General features: G+C 68.7%; 22 protein-coding genes and 1 tRNA gene. 8 read left to right on the forward strand and 15 right to left on the reverse strand.

The features are described 5' to 3' along the window. Nucleotides 1-15: 15 nt before the first annotated feature. From yacG to infA, 4 genes are read right to left on the reverse strand one after another with little or no spacing between them, the layout of a single operon-like run. Nucleotides 16-189: a DNA gyrase inhibitor YacG gene (gene yacG / locus JKL49_RS13575; protein WP_215341155.1), complete on the reverse strand. Its 174-nt coding sequence runs from the start codon at nucleotides 187-189 to the stop codon at nucleotides 16-18. Beyond that, a complete protein-coding gene (locus JKL49_RS13580; RefSeq protein WP_215341156.1) occupies nucleotides 186-1,217 on the reverse strand; it encodes a ribonuclease E/G in 1,032 nt (343 codons plus the stop codon). Before JKL49_RS13580 ends, yacG begins: the two co-directional genes overlap by 4 nt. Then, nucleotides 1,214-1,795 carry a Maf family protein gene (locus JKL49_RS13585; protein WP_215341157.1) on the reverse strand — a complete coding sequence of 194 codons (582 nt, stop codon included), beginning with the start codon at nucleotides 1,793-1,795 and terminating at the stop codon, nucleotides 1,214-1,216. Before JKL49_RS13585 ends, JKL49_RS13580 begins: the two co-directional genes overlap by 4 nt. A gap of 18 nt (nucleotides 1,796-1,813) precedes the next feature. After that, nucleotides 1,814-2,032: a translation initiation factor IF-1 gene (gene infA / locus JKL49_RS13590; RefSeq protein WP_215341158.1), complete on the reverse strand. Its 219-nt coding sequence runs from the start codon at nucleotides 2,030-2,032 to the stop codon at nucleotides 1,814-1,816. Nucleotides 2,033-2,166: 134 nt separating this feature from the next. Here infA and JKL49_RS13595 point away from each other — a divergent pair, with 134 nt between their 5' ends. Next, complete coding sequence (locus JKL49_RS13595; protein WP_215341159.1) at nucleotides 2,167-2,913, forward strand: nucleotidyltransferase domain-containing protein; 747 nt, start codon at nucleotides 2,167-2,169, stop codon at nucleotides 2,911-2,913. On the opposite strand, the gene JKL49_RS13600 is transcribed toward JKL49_RS13595, so the two are convergent. The 6 genes from JKL49_RS13600 to JKL49_RS13625 form a co-directional block, all read right to left on the reverse strand. Next, on the reverse strand, nucleotides 2,910-3,362 hold the full coding sequence (locus JKL49_RS13600) for an arsenate-mycothiol transferase ArsC (RefSeq protein WP_215341160.1): 453 nt from the start codon (nucleotides 3,360-3,362) through the stop codon (nucleotides 2,910-2,912). The two genes, JKL49_RS13595 and JKL49_RS13600, sit on opposite strands and share 4 nt — an antisense overlap. Before the next feature lie 6 nt (nucleotides 3,363-3,368). Beyond that, entirely contained in the window at nucleotides 3,369-3,848 is a 480-nt protein-coding gene (locus JKL49_RS13605; RefSeq protein ID WP_215341161.1) for a UPF0262 family protein, read from the reverse strand. 141 nt (nucleotides 3,849-3,989) lie between these two features. Beyond that, nucleotides 3,990-4,622 (reverse strand): SH3 domain-containing protein, encoded by a 633-nt coding sequence (locus tag JKL49_RS13610; RefSeq protein ID WP_215341162.1) that lies wholly within the window; start codon nucleotides 4,620-4,622, stop codon nucleotides 3,990-3,992. Nucleotides 4,623-4,754: 132 nt separating this feature from the next. Further along, the gene (gene hisD, locus JKL49_RS13615; protein ID WP_215341163.1) at nucleotides 4,755-6,038 is read right to left on the reverse strand and encodes a histidinol dehydrogenase; all 1,284 of its coding nucleotides are present in this window, start codon (nucleotides 6,036-6,038) and stop codon (nucleotides 4,755-4,757) included. A gap of 42 nt (nucleotides 6,039-6,080) precedes the next feature. Continuing rightward, nucleotides 6,081-6,500, reverse strand: coding sequence for a DUF2948 family protein (locus JKL49_RS13620; protein ID WP_215341164.1), 420 nt, complete (start codon nucleotides 6,498-6,500; stop codon nucleotides 6,081-6,083). A 78-nt stretch (nucleotides 6,501-6,578) separates the two neighbouring features. Beyond that, a complete protein-coding gene (locus JKL49_RS13625) occupies nucleotides 6,579-6,746 on the reverse strand; it encodes a hypothetical protein (protein WP_215342891.1) in 168 nt (55 codons plus the stop codon). Nucleotides 6,747-6,814: 68 nt separating this feature from the next. Between JKL49_RS13625 and JKL49_RS13630 the strand changes: the two genes are divergently transcribed. Further along, nucleotides 6,815-6,889: transfer RNA gene (locus JKL49_RS13630), tRNA-Thr, on the forward strand. 85 nt (nucleotides 6,890-6,974) lie between these two features. Here JKL49_RS13630 and JKL49_RS13635 read toward each other — a convergent pair. Further along, on the reverse strand, nucleotides 6,975-7,175 hold the full coding sequence (locus tag JKL49_RS13635) for a hypothetical protein (RefSeq protein ID WP_215341165.1): 201 nt from the start codon (nucleotides 7,173-7,175) through the stop codon (nucleotides 6,975-6,977). 95 nt (nucleotides 7,176-7,270) lie between these two features. Here JKL49_RS13635 and JKL49_RS13640 point away from each other — a divergent pair, with 95 nt between their 5' ends. After that, nucleotides 7,271-7,651 (forward strand): DUF2239 family protein, encoded by a 381-nt coding sequence (locus JKL49_RS13640; RefSeq protein WP_215341166.1) that lies wholly within the window; start codon nucleotides 7,271-7,273, stop codon nucleotides 7,649-7,651. Nucleotides 7,652-7,685: 34 nt separating this feature from the next. Here the strand turns inward: JKL49_RS13640 and JKL49_RS13645 are convergent, their stop codons facing one another. Then, nucleotides 7,686-8,471 carry a class I SAM-dependent methyltransferase gene (locus JKL49_RS13645; protein WP_215341167.1) on the reverse strand — a complete coding sequence of 262 codons (786 nt, stop codon included), beginning with the start codon at nucleotides 8,469-8,471 and terminating at the stop codon, nucleotides 7,686-7,688. A 152-nt stretch (nucleotides 8,472-8,623) separates the two neighbouring features. On the opposite strand from JKL49_RS13645, the gene JKL49_RS13650 reads away from it, so the two are divergent. Continuing rightward, entirely contained in the window at nucleotides 8,624-9,409 is a 786-nt protein-coding gene (locus JKL49_RS13650) for an SDR family oxidoreductase (protein WP_215341168.1), read from the forward strand. A 188-nt stretch (nucleotides 9,410-9,597) separates the two neighbouring features. Here the strand turns inward: JKL49_RS13650 and JKL49_RS13655 are convergent, their stop codons facing one another. The 3 genes from JKL49_RS13655 to JKL49_RS13665 all read right to left on the reverse strand — a co-directional run bounded on the left by JKL49_RS13655 (nucleotide 9,598) and on the right by JKL49_RS13665 (nucleotide 11,406). Beyond that, entirely contained in the window at nucleotides 9,598-10,356 is a 759-nt protein-coding gene (locus JKL49_RS13655; RefSeq protein ID WP_215341169.1) for an enoyl-CoA hydratase/isomerase family protein, read from the reverse strand. A gap of 66 nt (nucleotides 10,357-10,422) precedes the next feature. Next, complete coding sequence (locus JKL49_RS13660; protein WP_215341170.1) at nucleotides 10,423-11,049, reverse strand: hypothetical protein; 627 nt, start codon at nucleotides 11,047-11,049, stop codon at nucleotides 10,423-10,425. Between the two features lie 42 nt (nucleotides 11,050-11,091). Then, nucleotides 11,092-11,406 carry a hypothetical protein gene (locus JKL49_RS13665; protein WP_215341171.1) on the reverse strand — a complete coding sequence of 105 codons (315 nt, stop codon included), beginning with the start codon at nucleotides 11,404-11,406 and terminating at the stop codon, nucleotides 11,092-11,094. An 83-nt stretch (nucleotides 11,407-11,489) separates the two neighbouring features. Between JKL49_RS13665 and JKL49_RS13670 the strand changes: the two genes are divergently transcribed. The 4 genes from JKL49_RS13670 (at nucleotide 11,490) to JKL49_RS13685 (ending at nucleotide 14,581) form a co-directional block, all read left to right on the forward strand. Next, the gene (locus tag JKL49_RS13670; RefSeq protein ID WP_215341172.1) at nucleotides 11,490-12,131 is read left to right on the forward strand and encodes a S24 family peptidase; all 642 of its coding nucleotides are present in this window, start codon (nucleotides 11,490-11,492) and stop codon (nucleotides 12,129-12,131) included. Between the two features lie 80 nt (nucleotides 12,132-12,211). Beyond that, nucleotides 12,212-12,667 (forward strand): hypothetical protein, encoded by a 456-nt coding sequence (locus tag JKL49_RS13675; RefSeq protein WP_215341173.1) that lies wholly within the window; start codon nucleotides 12,212-12,214, stop codon nucleotides 12,665-12,667. 31 nt (nucleotides 12,668-12,698) lie between these two features. Continuing rightward, complete coding sequence (locus tag JKL49_RS13680) at nucleotides 12,699-13,139, forward strand: MarR family winged helix-turn-helix transcriptional regulator (RefSeq protein WP_215341174.1); 441 nt, start codon at nucleotides 12,699-12,701, stop codon at nucleotides 13,137-13,139. Further along, complete coding sequence (locus JKL49_RS13685; protein ID WP_215341175.1) at nucleotides 13,136-14,581, forward strand: MFS transporter; 1,446 nt, start codon at nucleotides 13,136-13,138, stop codon at nucleotides 14,579-14,581. Before JKL49_RS13680 ends, JKL49_RS13685 begins: the two co-directional genes overlap by 4 nt. Nucleotides 14,582-14,612: the final 31 nt, after the last annotated feature.

Raw genomic sequence — 14,612 nt, forward strand, 5'->3', positions numbered from 1 at the left:
GTCCAGCGAGGAGCATCAATTCCCGTCATCCTCGTCGTGGAGGCTGTCGGCCTCGTCCGCTTCCACCGGAATCGCATAGCTCCCCACCAGCCAGCGCTGCAGGTCGACGTCGGAACAGCGGCGCGAGCAGAAGGGGCGATATTCCGTGGAGCCGGGCTTCTTGCAGATGGGACAGGGGGCGGTGGTCATCGGACGTCCAGGCGATCTCGGGGCCAGTCGGGGTTGGTCTCGATAACGAACCGCGCGCCGATCCGCGCCGCAAGGGTTTCGCCGTAAGGCTTGGCGGCCTGGGCCACCGAGGGCGCGCAGGTGGCGATCAGGCGCCCGCCGGGGTCGCTGGCGGCGGCCGCTTCCAGGCGGCGGATGAGGCGCAGGGCCAGGGTCAGGTCCGACAAGCCCCCTGCCCCGTCGCCGAGGATGTCGCGGAGCGCGCGGCCCCGCCGGGGCACGGTCATCTCCATGGTGCCGAAACGGCCCACGGGACCGATGGCGACGCCGGGATTGTCGGGGGAAAAGGCGGTGCGGGCCGCCGTCAGCAAGGCGTTGCCGTCATGGCCCCGCCCCACCAGGTCGATCACAACGATGCCGCCCAGGCCCTTCAGCCGCAGCAGGCGGGCGGATTCGGCGAGCGCCGTGTGGTTGGCTTGACGGGTGACGCGCTTGACGTCCTGGCCCTTGCGCTCACCGACATCGACATCGATGGCCACCAGGGCGCGGGTCGGCTCGATGGCCAGATCCCCGCCGCCGGGCAGCGGATGGATCGTCTCCAAGGCCTCGGCCTCGGCCGCGTCGGCCATGGCGCGGGCCTGGCGGCCCTCGATGATCGGGGTGTCGCGGGCGAGGAAGCTGAGCTGTTCGGCGATGTCCGGGGCGGCGGTCAGCAGGCGCGGTTTGCCCTCGGCCGGGCCGATCAACCGCACGGTGGCCAGCTTGCCGTCACGGGGCTCGCTGCGGATCTCCACCTCGATGGCCTGGCCCTCGACGGGTCGCGCGTCGGGCTTGAAGGCCATCAGGGCCTCGACGCCGCCGAGATCGATGAAGGCCGAGGCGAAGGCCGGCTCCACCTTGCGCACCCGGCCCACCAGCCGCGCGCCGAGCTGGGTCAGGGGGCCGTCGCCGTCGCGCACGATCAGCAGACGTTCCGGCGCACCGTCCAAGGTGACGACGCCGCGCGTCTCACCGATAGCCCGGTCCAGATAGAGTTTCCGCGCGCTCATGGCGTCACATAACCCAGGCCGGTCAGCAGGTTGAGCGTCTCATAGAGCGGCAGGCCCACGACCGCGGGATAGGAACCCTGCAGGGACATGACGAAGGCGCCGGCCCGTCCTTGGATCGCATAGCCGCCGGCCTTGCCGATCCCCTCGCCCGAGGCGAGGTAGGCTGATATCTCGGCGGGAGTCAGACGCTTGACGTGCAGGCGGCTCTCCACCAGCCGGCTAACGGCGCGGCCGTCGGGAGCCTGAACGGCAACGGCGGTTAGCACCTTGTGGGCGCGGCCCGACAACAGCTCCAGACAGGCGCGGCCCTCGGCTTCGGTCTCCACCTTGGGCAGGACCCGGCGGCCAACGGCCACCACCGTGTCAGCGGCCAGGACATAGGCGTCCGGCTGCTCGGCTGAGACCTTGGCCGCCTTTGCCACGGCCAGCCGCAGCGCCAGCAGGCGCGGCGTCTCGTTGGGAAGTGGGGTTTCGTCGATCTCAGCGGCCACCACGGCGTCCGGCTTGAGATCGATCTGGGCCAGGAGATCGAGCCGCCTGGGGCTCGCGGAGGCCAGCACCAGGCGCGGCGTCGTCATCAGGGGGCCGTGCGCCCGCTAGCGGACGCGGAAGGTGATGCGGCCCTTGGACAGGTCGTAGGGGGTCATCTCCACCAGAACCTTGTCGCCGGCCGAAACCCGGATGCGGTTCTTGCGCATCTTGCCGGCGGTGTGGGCGATGATCTCGTGATCGTTCTCGAGCTTCACGCGGAACGTCGCGTTGGGCAGGACTTCACTGACCGTGCCCGGAAACTCCAAAAGTTCTTCTTTAGCCATGCAGGCTCCAAATAGACGCCGATAAAAGTCGAACGGCCCACGCCTGAATCGAGGGGCGCGAGCCGTGGGAGAGGCATCTATCATAACGCGGAGCCCGCCGCACGGTCGAATGCCACGGCTGGAAAGGGAGAGAATTGAGCGATCACGCGACCGAACGCCCGCGATACTTCGATCTTCTGGAGCTGGCGGAGACGAGTTCCGATGTCCTGGCCTTCTGGCTGACCGGCTCGCGCGGCAAGGGTCGGGAGACGGCTGGATCGGACTATGACTGCGTGCTGGTGGTGCGCGATGAGGCTTTCGACGCTTGGCGCGCGCGTCATGCGGGGCGCGGCGTTGGGCGAACCGACAGTTCGGTGATGACTCTGGATCACCTTCGCGCCCACGCGGCCTGGGGCGGACCCGACGCCTGGGATCGTTACAGCTACGCCCATGTCCGCGTGCTGGTCGATCGCACTGACGGGTTTTGCCAACAGATCATCAACGAGAAGTCGTGTGTGCCGCCAGCTGAGGTGGCGGGCTTCATCGACCGCAGCCTGGACCACTACATAAACCAGACCTATCGGGCGTTGAAATGCATGGGCCAAGGACTGCCCTCGGCCGCACAACTCGAATCGTCAGAGGGGGTAGCCCCCCTGCTCGACGCGATCTTCGCGCTGAATGGTGGCCGGCTGCGGCCGTTCTACAAGTATCTGGCGTGGGAATTGGCGGACCATCCGCTTTCGGCAGGCCACGCCTTGGCTCTCAGGGCGCCTTCCCTGTTGGAGCCGCGCCCCAGAACTCTGATCGGCGTCCTCAAGGAAACGGAACGCCTGTTCCGCGCGTCAGGGCACGCAGCCGTCATTGATGGCTGGGGCGAGGATCTTGTCTGGATGCGCGGCTAACGCGGAAACCGCTGGGCGATGTGGGCGGCCAGCGCGTCGCGCACCTCGCGATAGGCCGCCAGCCGCGCCTCCCGCGACCCATCCACCAGGGTGGGATCGAAAGTCGGCCAGTACTCGATCTCGGCCGCCCGGCCCCGGGTCATCTCCACGGCCCGGTGTTGCGACTCCGGCGTCAGGGAGACCACCAGGTCGAAGGAGGCGTCCTCCAGGTCATCGAAGGTCTTGGGCCGATGATCAGCCAGATCGACGCTGAGCTCGGACATCACCGCCTCGACGAAGGGATCGACCCCGTCGGCCGCGTCCCGCTTCAGCCCGCAGCTGTCCACATAGACCCGGTCGCCCAGGGCGCGCTTCATCAGCGCCTCGGCCATGGGCGAGCGCACGCGGTTGAAATTGCAGGCGAAGAGCACCGCGCCGGGCAACGGCGGGGCGAGCGGGTCAGTGGCCATCGAACCCTAGCCCCGCCAGTGCAGGGCGCACATCAGGGTGAACAGCCGCCGCGCGGTGTCCAGATCGGTCTCGATCTTGCCTGTCAGCCGGGTGCGCAACAGGGTCGAGGCTTCATTGTGCAGGCCGCGCCGGCCCATGTCCAAGGCCTCGATCTGCGAGGGCGTCGAGTTGCGGATCGCCTGATAGTAGCTCTCGCAGATCAGGAAGTAGTCCTTGATCAGCGGCCGGAACGGCGACAGCGACAGGATGTGGCGCCGCTCATAGTTGGGTCCTCGCACATCCAGGACCAGCCGGTTCTCCACCAGACCCATCTTCAGGTCATAGGGGCCGCCATCGGCGCCTTCGGGATGGAAGTAGTTCTCCTCCAGCAGATCGAAGATTGCAATCTGCCGCTCCTGTTCCTGGTCGCGCGAGACCGCGGCGAGGGATTCCTCGTCGATCTCCACGGTCTGCAGGTGGTGCTTGGTGCGGTCTTCGTCGGCCATGGCGGTCGAATGGGAGGAACTGTGAGTGAGGTTTATTGCAAACCAACCCCTAACGTCATCCTCCCGATGCAGGCACAAAAAAACGCCCGGCGCTGGGGAGCGCCGGGCGAAGTCGGTTCGGGGAGGAACCTTGCGAGGGCTTTAGTAGCCGTACGAGGCGTACTGATAGCCGACAGGCTGGGCGTAGCGGCCACTGACATAGCCGACCCCGACGCCGTTCTGGCCCACCAGGATCCAGTCGGTCCCGCGCACCCGGGCCAGGGCCTGGAAGCGCTCACCAGCGCGCAGCGAGCCCACCTTGCGAGCCGATGTCGACGGCGCGCCGCGCAGGTTCAGATTGCTGCTGGCCGCGAACGCCCCGCCATCCCGGACGTACCTGGCCGGAGAGATGTCGCCCGACAGGCGGTAGCCAGAATGGCTATAGGTCGAGGGCTGCTGGTACGCGGGCTGGTATTGCTGGTCGTAGCCGTAGGCGTTCTGGGTCTGGTCCGTCCGCTGCATCTTGCAGCCGACATAGGACCCGGTGGCCGCACCGACCACCGCACCGATGGCGGTGCCCGTGCCGCGGTCGTTCTTGGCCAGGTTGGAACCGGCCGCCGCACCCAGCAAGGCGCCGATCAGCGCACCGCCGACCTGCTTGTTGCCAGGCGCGTCGCAGCCGACCACGGGACGCAGGTTGGTCTGGGCAGAAGCGCCCGAGGCGGCGCCAACGGTGAGAGCGGCGGCCATCGTCGCAACGGCCGCGCTACGGATCAGCTTGGAAGAGGTTTGCATCGTGTGGTCTCCGTCTATGAATGTGTCCGAAGCCTCGTCGGCTCCGATGACCACACCCTAGAGGGCCGACCCTGAACGGGCGCCTGGACGGCATTGTCAGATACCATTCAGCTTTCCGGCGGCGGTCAGACCCTAACTCTGGCCCAACCGGATCGCCGCGGAACGGGCGTGTGCCGGCAGCCCTTCGGCGTCGGCCAGGGCCACAGTCGGCGGGCCCAGGATCGCGAACGCCGCCTCGTCGCACTTCACGATCGAGGTGCGCTTGATGAAGTCGTACAGCGACAGGCCCGACGAGAACCGCGCCGCCCGGCTGGTGGGCAGGACGTGATTGGAGCCCGCCACATAGTCGCCGATCGCCTCGGGCGCATGCCGTCCCAGGAAGATGGCGCCTGCGTGCCGCACCCGGTCGGCCAGGCGCTCCGGCTCATCCAGCGCGAACTCGACGTGCTCGGGCGCGATCAGGTTCACCAGGCGCGGGGCCTCCTCCAGCGGCGCGATGATCACCGCACCGTGGTTCTTCAGCGATGTCGCCGCGTCCTCGCTCGTCTCCAGGCTCTTCAGCTGGAGCACGATCTGCGCCAGGACCGCGTCGGCGAAGGCTTCGTCGTCGGTGATCAGGATCGACTGCGCCGCCGGGTCATGCTCGGCCTGGGACAACAGGTCGGCGGCGATCCAGTCTGGCCGGCTCGCAGCGTCCGACACCACCACGATCTCGGACGGACCGGCCAGGGCGTCGATACCCACCGTGCCGTAGACCCGCCGCTTTGCCGCCGTGACGAAGGCGTTGCCCGGGCCGACGATCTTGTCCACCGGCAGGATAGGGCCCGCCCCATAGGCCAGGGCGGCGACGGCCTGCGCCCCGCCCACCCGCCAGATCTCGGTGATCCCGGCTTCCTTGGCGGCCGCCAGCACCGCCGGCTGCAGCTTGCCGGGCGGCGTCACCATGGCGATCCGCTCAACACCGGCCACGGCGGCCGGTACGGCGTTCATCAGCACGGTGGAGGGATAGGCGGCGCGTCCGCCGGGCACATAGACGCCCACGGCCTCCAGCGGCGTCCAGCGCCAGCCCAGCTCGACCCCGGCCTCATCCTTGAACCACTGGTCGGCGGGGCGCTGGCGCGCGTGATAACTACGAATGCGGGCCGCTGCAAAGGCGATGGCCTCGCGCACCTCAGGGGCGCACTGGGCCGCGCCCGCCTCGATCTCGGCGGCCGTCACCCGGATATTGTCGGCATCCACATGGGTCCGCTCGAACTGACGGCCAAACCGCAGGACGGCCTCCAGGCCCTCGGCGCGGACGGCAGACAGGATGTCGCGAACGAGATTGTCGACCTCTTCGGGGGTCTCACGACGCTCATCGACAAAGGCGGCGAAGGCGGCCTCGAAGCCGGGATCGGAAAAACGGAAACGGCGCATGGGCGCTCTTTAGCGGCGCAAGGCCGTCCGCGCTACGACTTGTCAGACCTCGTGGACGGGAGTCCGCGGCGTCGCCCAGGGCGCGGAGATGTCGGCCAGCACCGCATCGACGCATTCCACCGTCATCCGAAGGTCACCGCCCCCCGCGAAACTGAGCGTGATGACCCCGCCCGGCGGCTCGCCTGGCTCGAAGTCCACGCTCAGAAGTTCGATCACCGCCGACTTGGCGCCGCGTCGCAGGTTGCGTTGCTGAACCCCAATCACCGAGCCGATCTGCAGGGCTGAGCGCACCCGCTCGCCCCCCTTGCCTTCCCAGCGATAGCGGTTGAAGGCCACGGTGACCCGGCGCCCCCGTTGCTCCACCGCGATGTCGCCGATCTTGGCGACCGCGTCCTGCAGAGCCGCGGAGATGACCGCGAGGTCCTCCGCATCTTCCGCCAGCAGGTGAAGCAGGTCGCTCATCTCAAATCCTTGGTTCGGCGCGCCTCAGAGCAGAGGGGGTTCTGTAGCGGGCGAGCCGACCTGACGGAAGGCGCGACGCTACTTATCCTCGTCGGTCTTCGCGGGCCTGGGCGGGCGATCGGCCACCTTGCGGCGGCGCAGGTTGGCGCGCAGGGCCTTGGCCAGTTGCGCCTCACGTTCGGCCGACTTTGGATTGTCGTATTTGTCCATATCGCAAGGGGTGCGGCGACCGGTCCAACCCGTCAAGTTCTCTTCCCGCGCTTTTAGGCTTCACGCGGCCCTCGACGTTGGCTATAGCCCGCCCTCGCCTTTTCGCCGTTGTAGCTCAGAGGTAGAGCGCATCCTTGGTAAGGCTGAGGTCCAGGGTTCGAATCCCTGCAACGGCACCACTACAAATCCTTGCGGTGCAAGGGCTTCAGGGGGACGGAACGCATCAGCGCTCCGTCCCTTTGTCGTTTCGGCGCATGGCACGGCCTACGGGCGGGCGGGCTCTGCGCCCGTCGGGCAGGCTAGGACGCGCGTCCCGGCCGTCACCCGGTCTCGGATCACCTGCTTTCCGGCGTCGGTAAGGGTGGCGCAGTAGAGATCGACGCCGAGTTTCACGCCCTGCTCTGGCGTCAGGCTGGCGCACCCCGAAAGGGTCAGAGCGGCCAGCAGCGAGAGAATCGTCTTCATGGATCACGCCTGAGGTTGCGAGCGATCATCGCTCGTCTATATATCCGGGTAATATTCCGAGCGCCTCAGCGGCGCGGAGCTCACCGAGGCGCCCGATGGACGAAGCCGCCACCTACACCGCCTTCGCCGGACACCAGGGCCTGGCCGCTGGTGACCTCCAGAAGGTCGCCCTGGCCGCCAAGACCGCCCACGACGACGGCCGCGAGCCCATTCTGGTCTTCGACGACGCCACGGGTCGGACGGTGGAACTTGATTTCCGAGGATCGGCCGACGAGGTCCTGGCGCGGCTCCTGGTCGCCGAGACGCCGCCCGAAACCGCGCGAGCCCGTCAAGAACAAACGAAGAACATTTGGATCGGCCAAGGCGCCCCCAACCGCTCATCCCGGCGACCCGCAGGGCGGCGCGAAGCAGTCAAGGCCGGGACCCAGATTCATCATCGGCGTCCGGGAATCCTGATTGAGTATCGTGACCTATGACCTGGATCCCGGCCTTCGCCGGGACGAGCGGGAGTTAGAGTCGCCGCGCCATATGCAGGTGCGCGGGCATTTCCATCTCGATCACCCCGCCCCCGTCCCTCACCGCGTGGCCCACCGCCGCCAGCAGGGCGTCCAGCCGCTCGAGCCCCAGCGCCCGATAGTCCGACCGCGTGCGCAGGTAGTCCACGAAGCCCTTCGCCGTGTAGCTCCGCGTCGCCGGGTAAACCCGATGCTCAGCGGCTCCGAACAGCCCACTCGCCGCCAGGCTCTTCGCGAAGGCGCCGTCGGGCCAGTACCAGCGCTCCGGCGGATCGACCCACAGCTCCGGCGCCAGCCGCCCATAGATCGGCTCGAACGCGCCGAGGAACGCCGCCGGCGGCGGCTCGGGCACATGGGCGAAGCAGGCCAGAACCCCGCCCGGCGCCAGAACGGCGGCGGCCTTGGGCAGGGCCACGCCGGGATCGATCCAGTGGAAGGCCTGGGCCGAGACGATCAACCGATATGCCGAAAGCCGAGGCGCCCAATCCTCGAAGGTCGAGACCGCGAAATGCACATGGGGAAAACCCTCCAGCCACCGCCTCGCCACCCCCACCAGCTCGGGCCCGGGATCGATGGCCAGCACGCGGCGGCCAAAGGGCGCCAGTCCCCGCGTCGCCTGCCCGGTCCCGCAGCCCAGCTCCAGGATCGCATCCTCCGGACCCAGCCGCGCTTCGGCCATCAGGTCGACGAACACCGCCTCCGGATAGCCCGGCCGGTTCGCGTCATAGAGATCGGCCACCTCGTCGAAGGACTGGGCCAGGTGCAGGGGAATGTCGCTCATGGCCCCGACGATCCGGGATCGGGCCCGCCCGATCAAACGACATCTCGCGCCCTTGCTTGTGAGCTGAGCTCACGGACCCGCCGAGACCATTGCCTTGGCGACCTCGCCGCCCTACCCCAGGCGCAACGAGACACACGGGACGGAGACGAGACATGGACGTGAAGGGCAAGATCGTTGTGGTGACCGGCGCCGCCGAGGGCATCGGCGCGGCGCTCGCCCGCCGCTTCGCCGCCGAGGGCGCGGCCCACGTCGCCGTCGTCGACCGCAATGCCGAGGGCGCCCAGGCCGTCGCCGCCGAGATCGGCGGAACCGCCTACACCGTCGACGTCTCCGACGGCGCCCAGGTGGCCACCATGGTCGCCGCCGTCGAGGCCGCCCACGGCCGCATCGACCTCTTTTGCGCCAATGCCGGGGTCGGCGACGGTGACCCGGACCGGGAGAACGCGGTCTCCTCCCCCGACGCCGTCTGGGCCCGCGCCTGGGGGGTCAATGTGATGGCCCACGTCCACGCCGCCCGCGCCGTCCTGCCCGGCATGATCGCCCGCGGCGAAGGCTACCTGCTCAACACCGTCTCGGCGGCGGGCCTGCTCTCGCAGATCGGCGGGGCGGTCTATTCCACGACGAAACACGCCGCCGTCGGCCTGGCTGAAAGCCTCGCCATTACCCACGGCGACCAGGGCATCAAGGTCTCCATCCTCTGCCCGCAAGGCGTCGACACCGCCATGCTGCGCGCCGGCGGCTCCGGCTCCCCCCAGAGCCTGGACGGCGTGCTCACCCCCGAGGAGGTCGCCGGCCACGTCGTCGAGGGCCTAGCCGCCGAACGCTTCCTGATCCTCCCCCACCCCGAGGTGCTCACCTACATGCAGCGCAAGGCCGGCGACTACGACCGCTGGCTCGGCGGCATGCGCCGCCTGCGGGCCAAGGTGATGGGGAAGTAGGGGGAAGCACGGTCAAGTCCTTCTCCCCCTGCGGGAGAAGGTGGCCGGTCGGAGACCGGTCGGATGAGGGGTCACACTCCCCTCGCCGCGTCACCCGATCGCCCTAACCCGATAGGCCGATCGACCCCTCATCCGACCCTGCTCCGCAGGGCCACCTTCTCCCGCAAGGGGAGAAGGATGAGGAACAACTATGCACTCGGCATCGCCACCGCCGCCACCCGCCCGCGGATCATCTGGATCTGCCCGCGTTCCTCCAGTTCCAGGGCGCTCTCGAAGCTCATCCCCTCCAGGGTCGCGTCGAAGGTGCGCTTGGAAATCCGCAGGGCGTCGGGGCCGGCCTTCAGCATGGCCGTCGCCAGGCGGTCGCCCTCGGCGGCCAGCCCCTCGTCGGCGATCACCTTGGAAACCAGGCCCACGCGATGCGCCTCCTCGGCGTTCATCGGCTCGCCGGTCAGCAGCATCTCGCGGGTCCGCGAAATCCCCATGGTCCGCTGCAGCCGCCAGCTCACCGCCAGCTCAGACCCCGACAGCCCGATCTTGATGAAGGCTGGGTGGAAGGCCGCACTGGCGCCGGCCACGATGACATCGGCGCCCAGAGCAATGGCCAGGCCGCCGCCGGCCGCCGCCCCATGCACCAGGGCGATGATCGGCTGCGGGCAGGCGCGCATGGCCTTCAGCGTATCGCGCAGCATCCAGTCGCCGTTGGGCCCATCCCGCAGCCGGTCCGGCTGGCCGCCGGCCTTCAGGTCCGCGCCGGAGGAGAACGCCCGCCCCGCTCCGGCCAGCACGATCACGCGGCACTCGGTGTCGCGCCGCCGCGCCTCGAAATAGGCCAACAGGGCGTCCGACAGCGGCTGGTTCAGGGCGTTCAGCCGCTCGGGCCGGTTCAGCGTCACGAAGTCGGTTTCGCCCCGACGTTCCACCAACAGCACATCTTGATCCGCCATGCCGGCCTCCCTGACCTTGTTCCGCCCGAGGGGTCCCAGGCCTTTGAGGGATCAGGCACGGGAGTCCTAACGGAAGTCACCGAGAATATCGGGCTCTGGGAAGCCGTGCGCGGGACACGCGCCCGCAGCCGCTCCGTCCTCCGCCAGCAGATCGAGAGCCACCTCCAGCACCGCCTCCAGCCGACCCGCCTCGCGGTCGGTGCGCGCGGCCTCCCGCGGCGTCAGTTCCTCGCCGCAGACCAGGTCGCAGGCGGCCAGCAGAACCGGATGCTGGTGCAGCTTGCGGCGATAGAGGGCGAGCTTCGCCGCCGCCGCCATCCGCGCCTCGGCCTGGACCAGCACCTCGCTGATGCTGGTCCCCTGCGGATTGTCGCCATGCTTGATGTCCAGGCTCGACCCGATCGCGGTCCCGGCCTGGACGCGGCGGTAATAGGTCCCGTAGCGCTCCCCGGCGCTCTTCTGCCGGTCGTTCAGCCGCCCCTGCCCGACCAGCCATTCCAGGCCGGCCTGCCGCCGATGCGGCTTACGCGGATTGGCCGGCGCCTCGATGGCCGCCCCGCGCGCCTGCGACAGGGCGACGGTTTCGGCGATGCCCGTGTGAACCGCCAGGGCCTCGGCCCGGGCCTTGCCCCGCCGCTCAAGAACCAGAAGACGCTCGCGCTCCAGGCGCGCCAGATGGGCCGTGCGGCTCATGCGCTGAACTCCCCTATTGGTGTTGAAACCGCAGTCTGGGCCTCAGCCCCTGGGCGGGGCGATCATCGGCAGGCAGACCGCCACGCCGTCGCGGCCCAGCCGGCGCTCCGAGAACGCCCAGAATCCGCCCGCCGCCAGCACCGCGGCCACATGGGCGTCATGCCGCGCGAACTTCGGCAGTTGGCTGTCCCCCGCCCCCCGTGCGCTGCGCGCCCGAAACAGTTTCTCGAACCGCCGCGCCTGCCAATCTTCGAGGCTCAGTTGAGTCCTGGCGCGGAGGGGTGACGTCCCACTTTGACGTAGGGCGGCGTAATCTTGCGCGTCGGCGGGCCTTGGTTTGGTGTTTTCCCGTTGCATTCAGAAACTGTATAGAACATACAGGAAACAGGCAACATGAATCTGTATTTTCCGTACAGAATTTCCACCTTAGGTTTTAGGTCATGGACGAACGCTTCCAACGCCTCCGCGTCGCGCGCACCGAAAAGGGCTTCGACACCGCCGCCGCGGCCGCCGAGGCCTTTGGTTGGAACCGCAACACCTACGCCTCCAACGAGAACGGCAACGCCCCCTTCTCCTACCGCAAGGCCAAGGAGTACGCCGCGGCCTTCGGGGTCCGCCCGGAATGGCTCTATGACGCCTCGGGCGCCATGCGGCCGGGTGCGGGGCCGGGATTGGTCAAGGTGATCGGCATGGTGGGCGCCAACCCCGAGGGCGTCATCCTCTACGCTACCGGCCAGGAGGCTGACGATCTCGCCCCAATCCCTCCTGGGGGCACGGAAAACGCTGTCGCCGTCCAGGTCTCCGGCCACTCCATGCGCGGGCTGGCCGACGACGGCGCGCTCATTTATTTCGAGAACCAACACTTCCCCCCCACCCCGGACATGCTGGGCCATGTCGTCGTCGTCGAGACCGACACCGACGAGGTCCTGGTCAAGCGCCTGCTGCGCGGCAGCGAGCCCGGCCGGTTCGACCTGGAGAGCCTGGCCGGCCCCACCCGCCACGACGCCCGCCTGCGCTGGGCCGCCCACATCACCGCGATCATCCCGCCCTATCAGGCGCGCCGGATCATCATCCGCGGCTAGCTCGCCCTCCGGTGGTTCGCGGGGGCAAGAAATCCGAGATCCGACTTTGCGAAATCTTGTATTTTTTATACATTTTTGGGATGGACCGGCACGACCCTGAGCTGATCGAGATCCTGATCGCCGAACGCGCCCTCGATCGCGCCCGGCTCACCTGGCGCGCACGGGAGGCGCGGCGCGCGAGCGGGGTCGCCTGGTCGGGCATGGCGCCGGCCCCGGCCGAGCCGCGTGCGGAAGAGGCCCTGCTGGCTGAGGCGCACGCCAAGCTCGCCGCGCGGCGGCGGTGGCGGGACACCGCCCAGGGCCGGTTCGTCAGTGCGGTGTCCCAGGTCCAGGGCGCGGCTCGCGGCCTCCACGCCAACGGCGAACGCGCCCGTGAAGCCGCCACTCGTGACCTGCACGAAGAGCTTGAGACCTGCGAGGCCCTCGTCCGCGATCTGCGCCGCCAGACCCTCGCCCTGATCGCCGGCGTCCGCGCCGCGCAGCGGGCCGTGCGCGACGCGAGCGCCTTGACCCCTCCGCCCTCGGATTATAGGTAGTTCGCCAACCTAACTATATCTGCGGGACTCGATGCCCACCACGACCCACGACCCGGTCGCCCTGGCCGAGACCCTCCGGCCAGCTCTGCTGCGGGTCTCGCGCCGCCTGCGCCAGGAGGCCCAGAAGGCCGGAGTCTCGGCCCTCGACGCCCTGCTGCTCAACCAGATCGGCCGCAATCCCGGCGTCGGCGTCTGCGACCTGGCCGACCGCGAACAGCTGTCGCGCCCCACGATGAGCGGCCACATCAAGCGCCTGGAGGCCGCCGGCTGGATCGCCCGCGCCGACAGCGCCACCGACGGCCGCCGCTCGGGCCTCGCCGTCACCCCGGCGGGCCAGGCCCAGCTCGAGGCCATCCGCCAGCACCGCAACGACTGGCTGGCCGCCCGCCTCGCGAAACTTCCCGAGGACGCGCGCCGCCAGCTCGACGCCGCCGCCGGCCCTCTCCTCCAATTGTTGAGCCTCGACGCATGAGTGAGATCGAAGTCCCCGTCGAAGCCCAGGCCGCGCCCACGACCTCAGCCACCGTCCGCGGCTGGATCGTCCCGGCCATCATCGGCTCGGCCCTGCTGATGCAGACCCTCAACGCCACGGTGATCTCCAACGCCCTGCCCACGATGGCCCGGTCGCTGCACGAGGATCCGCTGCGGCTGAACCTGGCCATCACCATGTTCCTGCTGGCCTCGGCGGTCTTCCTGCCCATCAGCGGTTGGGTCGCCGACAAGTTCGGGGCCAAGCGCATCTTCATGATCGCCATGGTGCTGTTCGCCCTGTCCTCGGCGGCCTGCGGCTTTGCGCAAGACCTCAACCAGCTGGTCATCGCCCGCATCTTCCAGGGCATGGCCGGCGCCATGATGGGCCCGGTCGGCCGCCTGGTCCTGCTGCGCACCACCCCCAAGAGCGAGCTGGTGGGCGCGATGTCGGTCCTCACCATGCCGGCCCTGCTGGGCCCCGTGATCGGCCCGGTCGTCGGCGGCGCAATCGTCACCTTCTTCGACTGGCGCTGGATCTTCTTCATGAACCTGCCGATCGCCGTCGCCGGCGTCCTGCTGGTCCGCGCCTATGTCCCCAACGTGAAGGAACAGGACGTCTCCCCCATCGACTGGATCGGCATCCTGCTCACCGGCCTGGGCCTCGCCGGCCTGATCTTCGGCTTCGAAAACGTCGGCCGCGGCTCCCTCCCCCCCGGCGTCGTGGCGGGCCTGTTCCTGGGCAGTTTCGGAGCGCTGACCGCCTATTGGTTCTACGCCAAGAGCAATCCCCACGCGATCATCGACCTGTCGATCTTCAAACTGGCCACCTTCCGCGCCTCGGTGGTCGGCGGCGCCTTCATGCGGGTGGCCATGGGGGCGACGCCCTTCCTGCTGGCCATGCTGCTGCAGATCGGCTTTGGCCTCTCGGCCTTCCAGGCGGGCCTGATGACCTTCATCAGCGCCGCCGGCGCCCTGGTGATGAAGACCACCGCCCCACCCATCCTGCGCCGCTACGGCTTCCGCACCGTGCTGATCGTCAACGCGGTGATCGTCGGCGTCAGCTTCATGGCCTATGGCCTGTTCAAGCCCTCCACCCCGCACTGGATCATGCTGATGGTGCTCGCCATCGGCGGCTTCTTCCGCTCCCTGCAGTTCACAAGCCTCAACGGCATGGCCTATGCGGAGATCGAGCAGCACCAGATGAGCCGGGCCTCGACCACGTCCTCCATGGCCCAGCAACTGGTGCAGTCCATCGGCATCGGCCTGGCCGCCCTGCTGCTGCACATGCTGATGGTGTCCAAGGGCCAGACCCACATGACGGCGGCCACCATCGCGCCGGCCTTCGTGATCATCGGCGCCATCACCTTCATCTCGATCCTGTTCTTCATCCCCCTGCCGAAGGACGCCGGCGACGAGATGAATGGGCGGGCCAGCAAGCCTTAAGCCTCTCGACTTCCCCGGCGTGCGGTCGGCA

Origin of the sequence: Phenylobacterium glaciei (assembly GCF_016772415.1) — a bacterium.
Classification (GTDB): Bacteria; Pseudomonadota; Alphaproteobacteria; order Caulobacterales; family Caulobacteraceae; genus Phenylobacterium; species Phenylobacterium glaciei.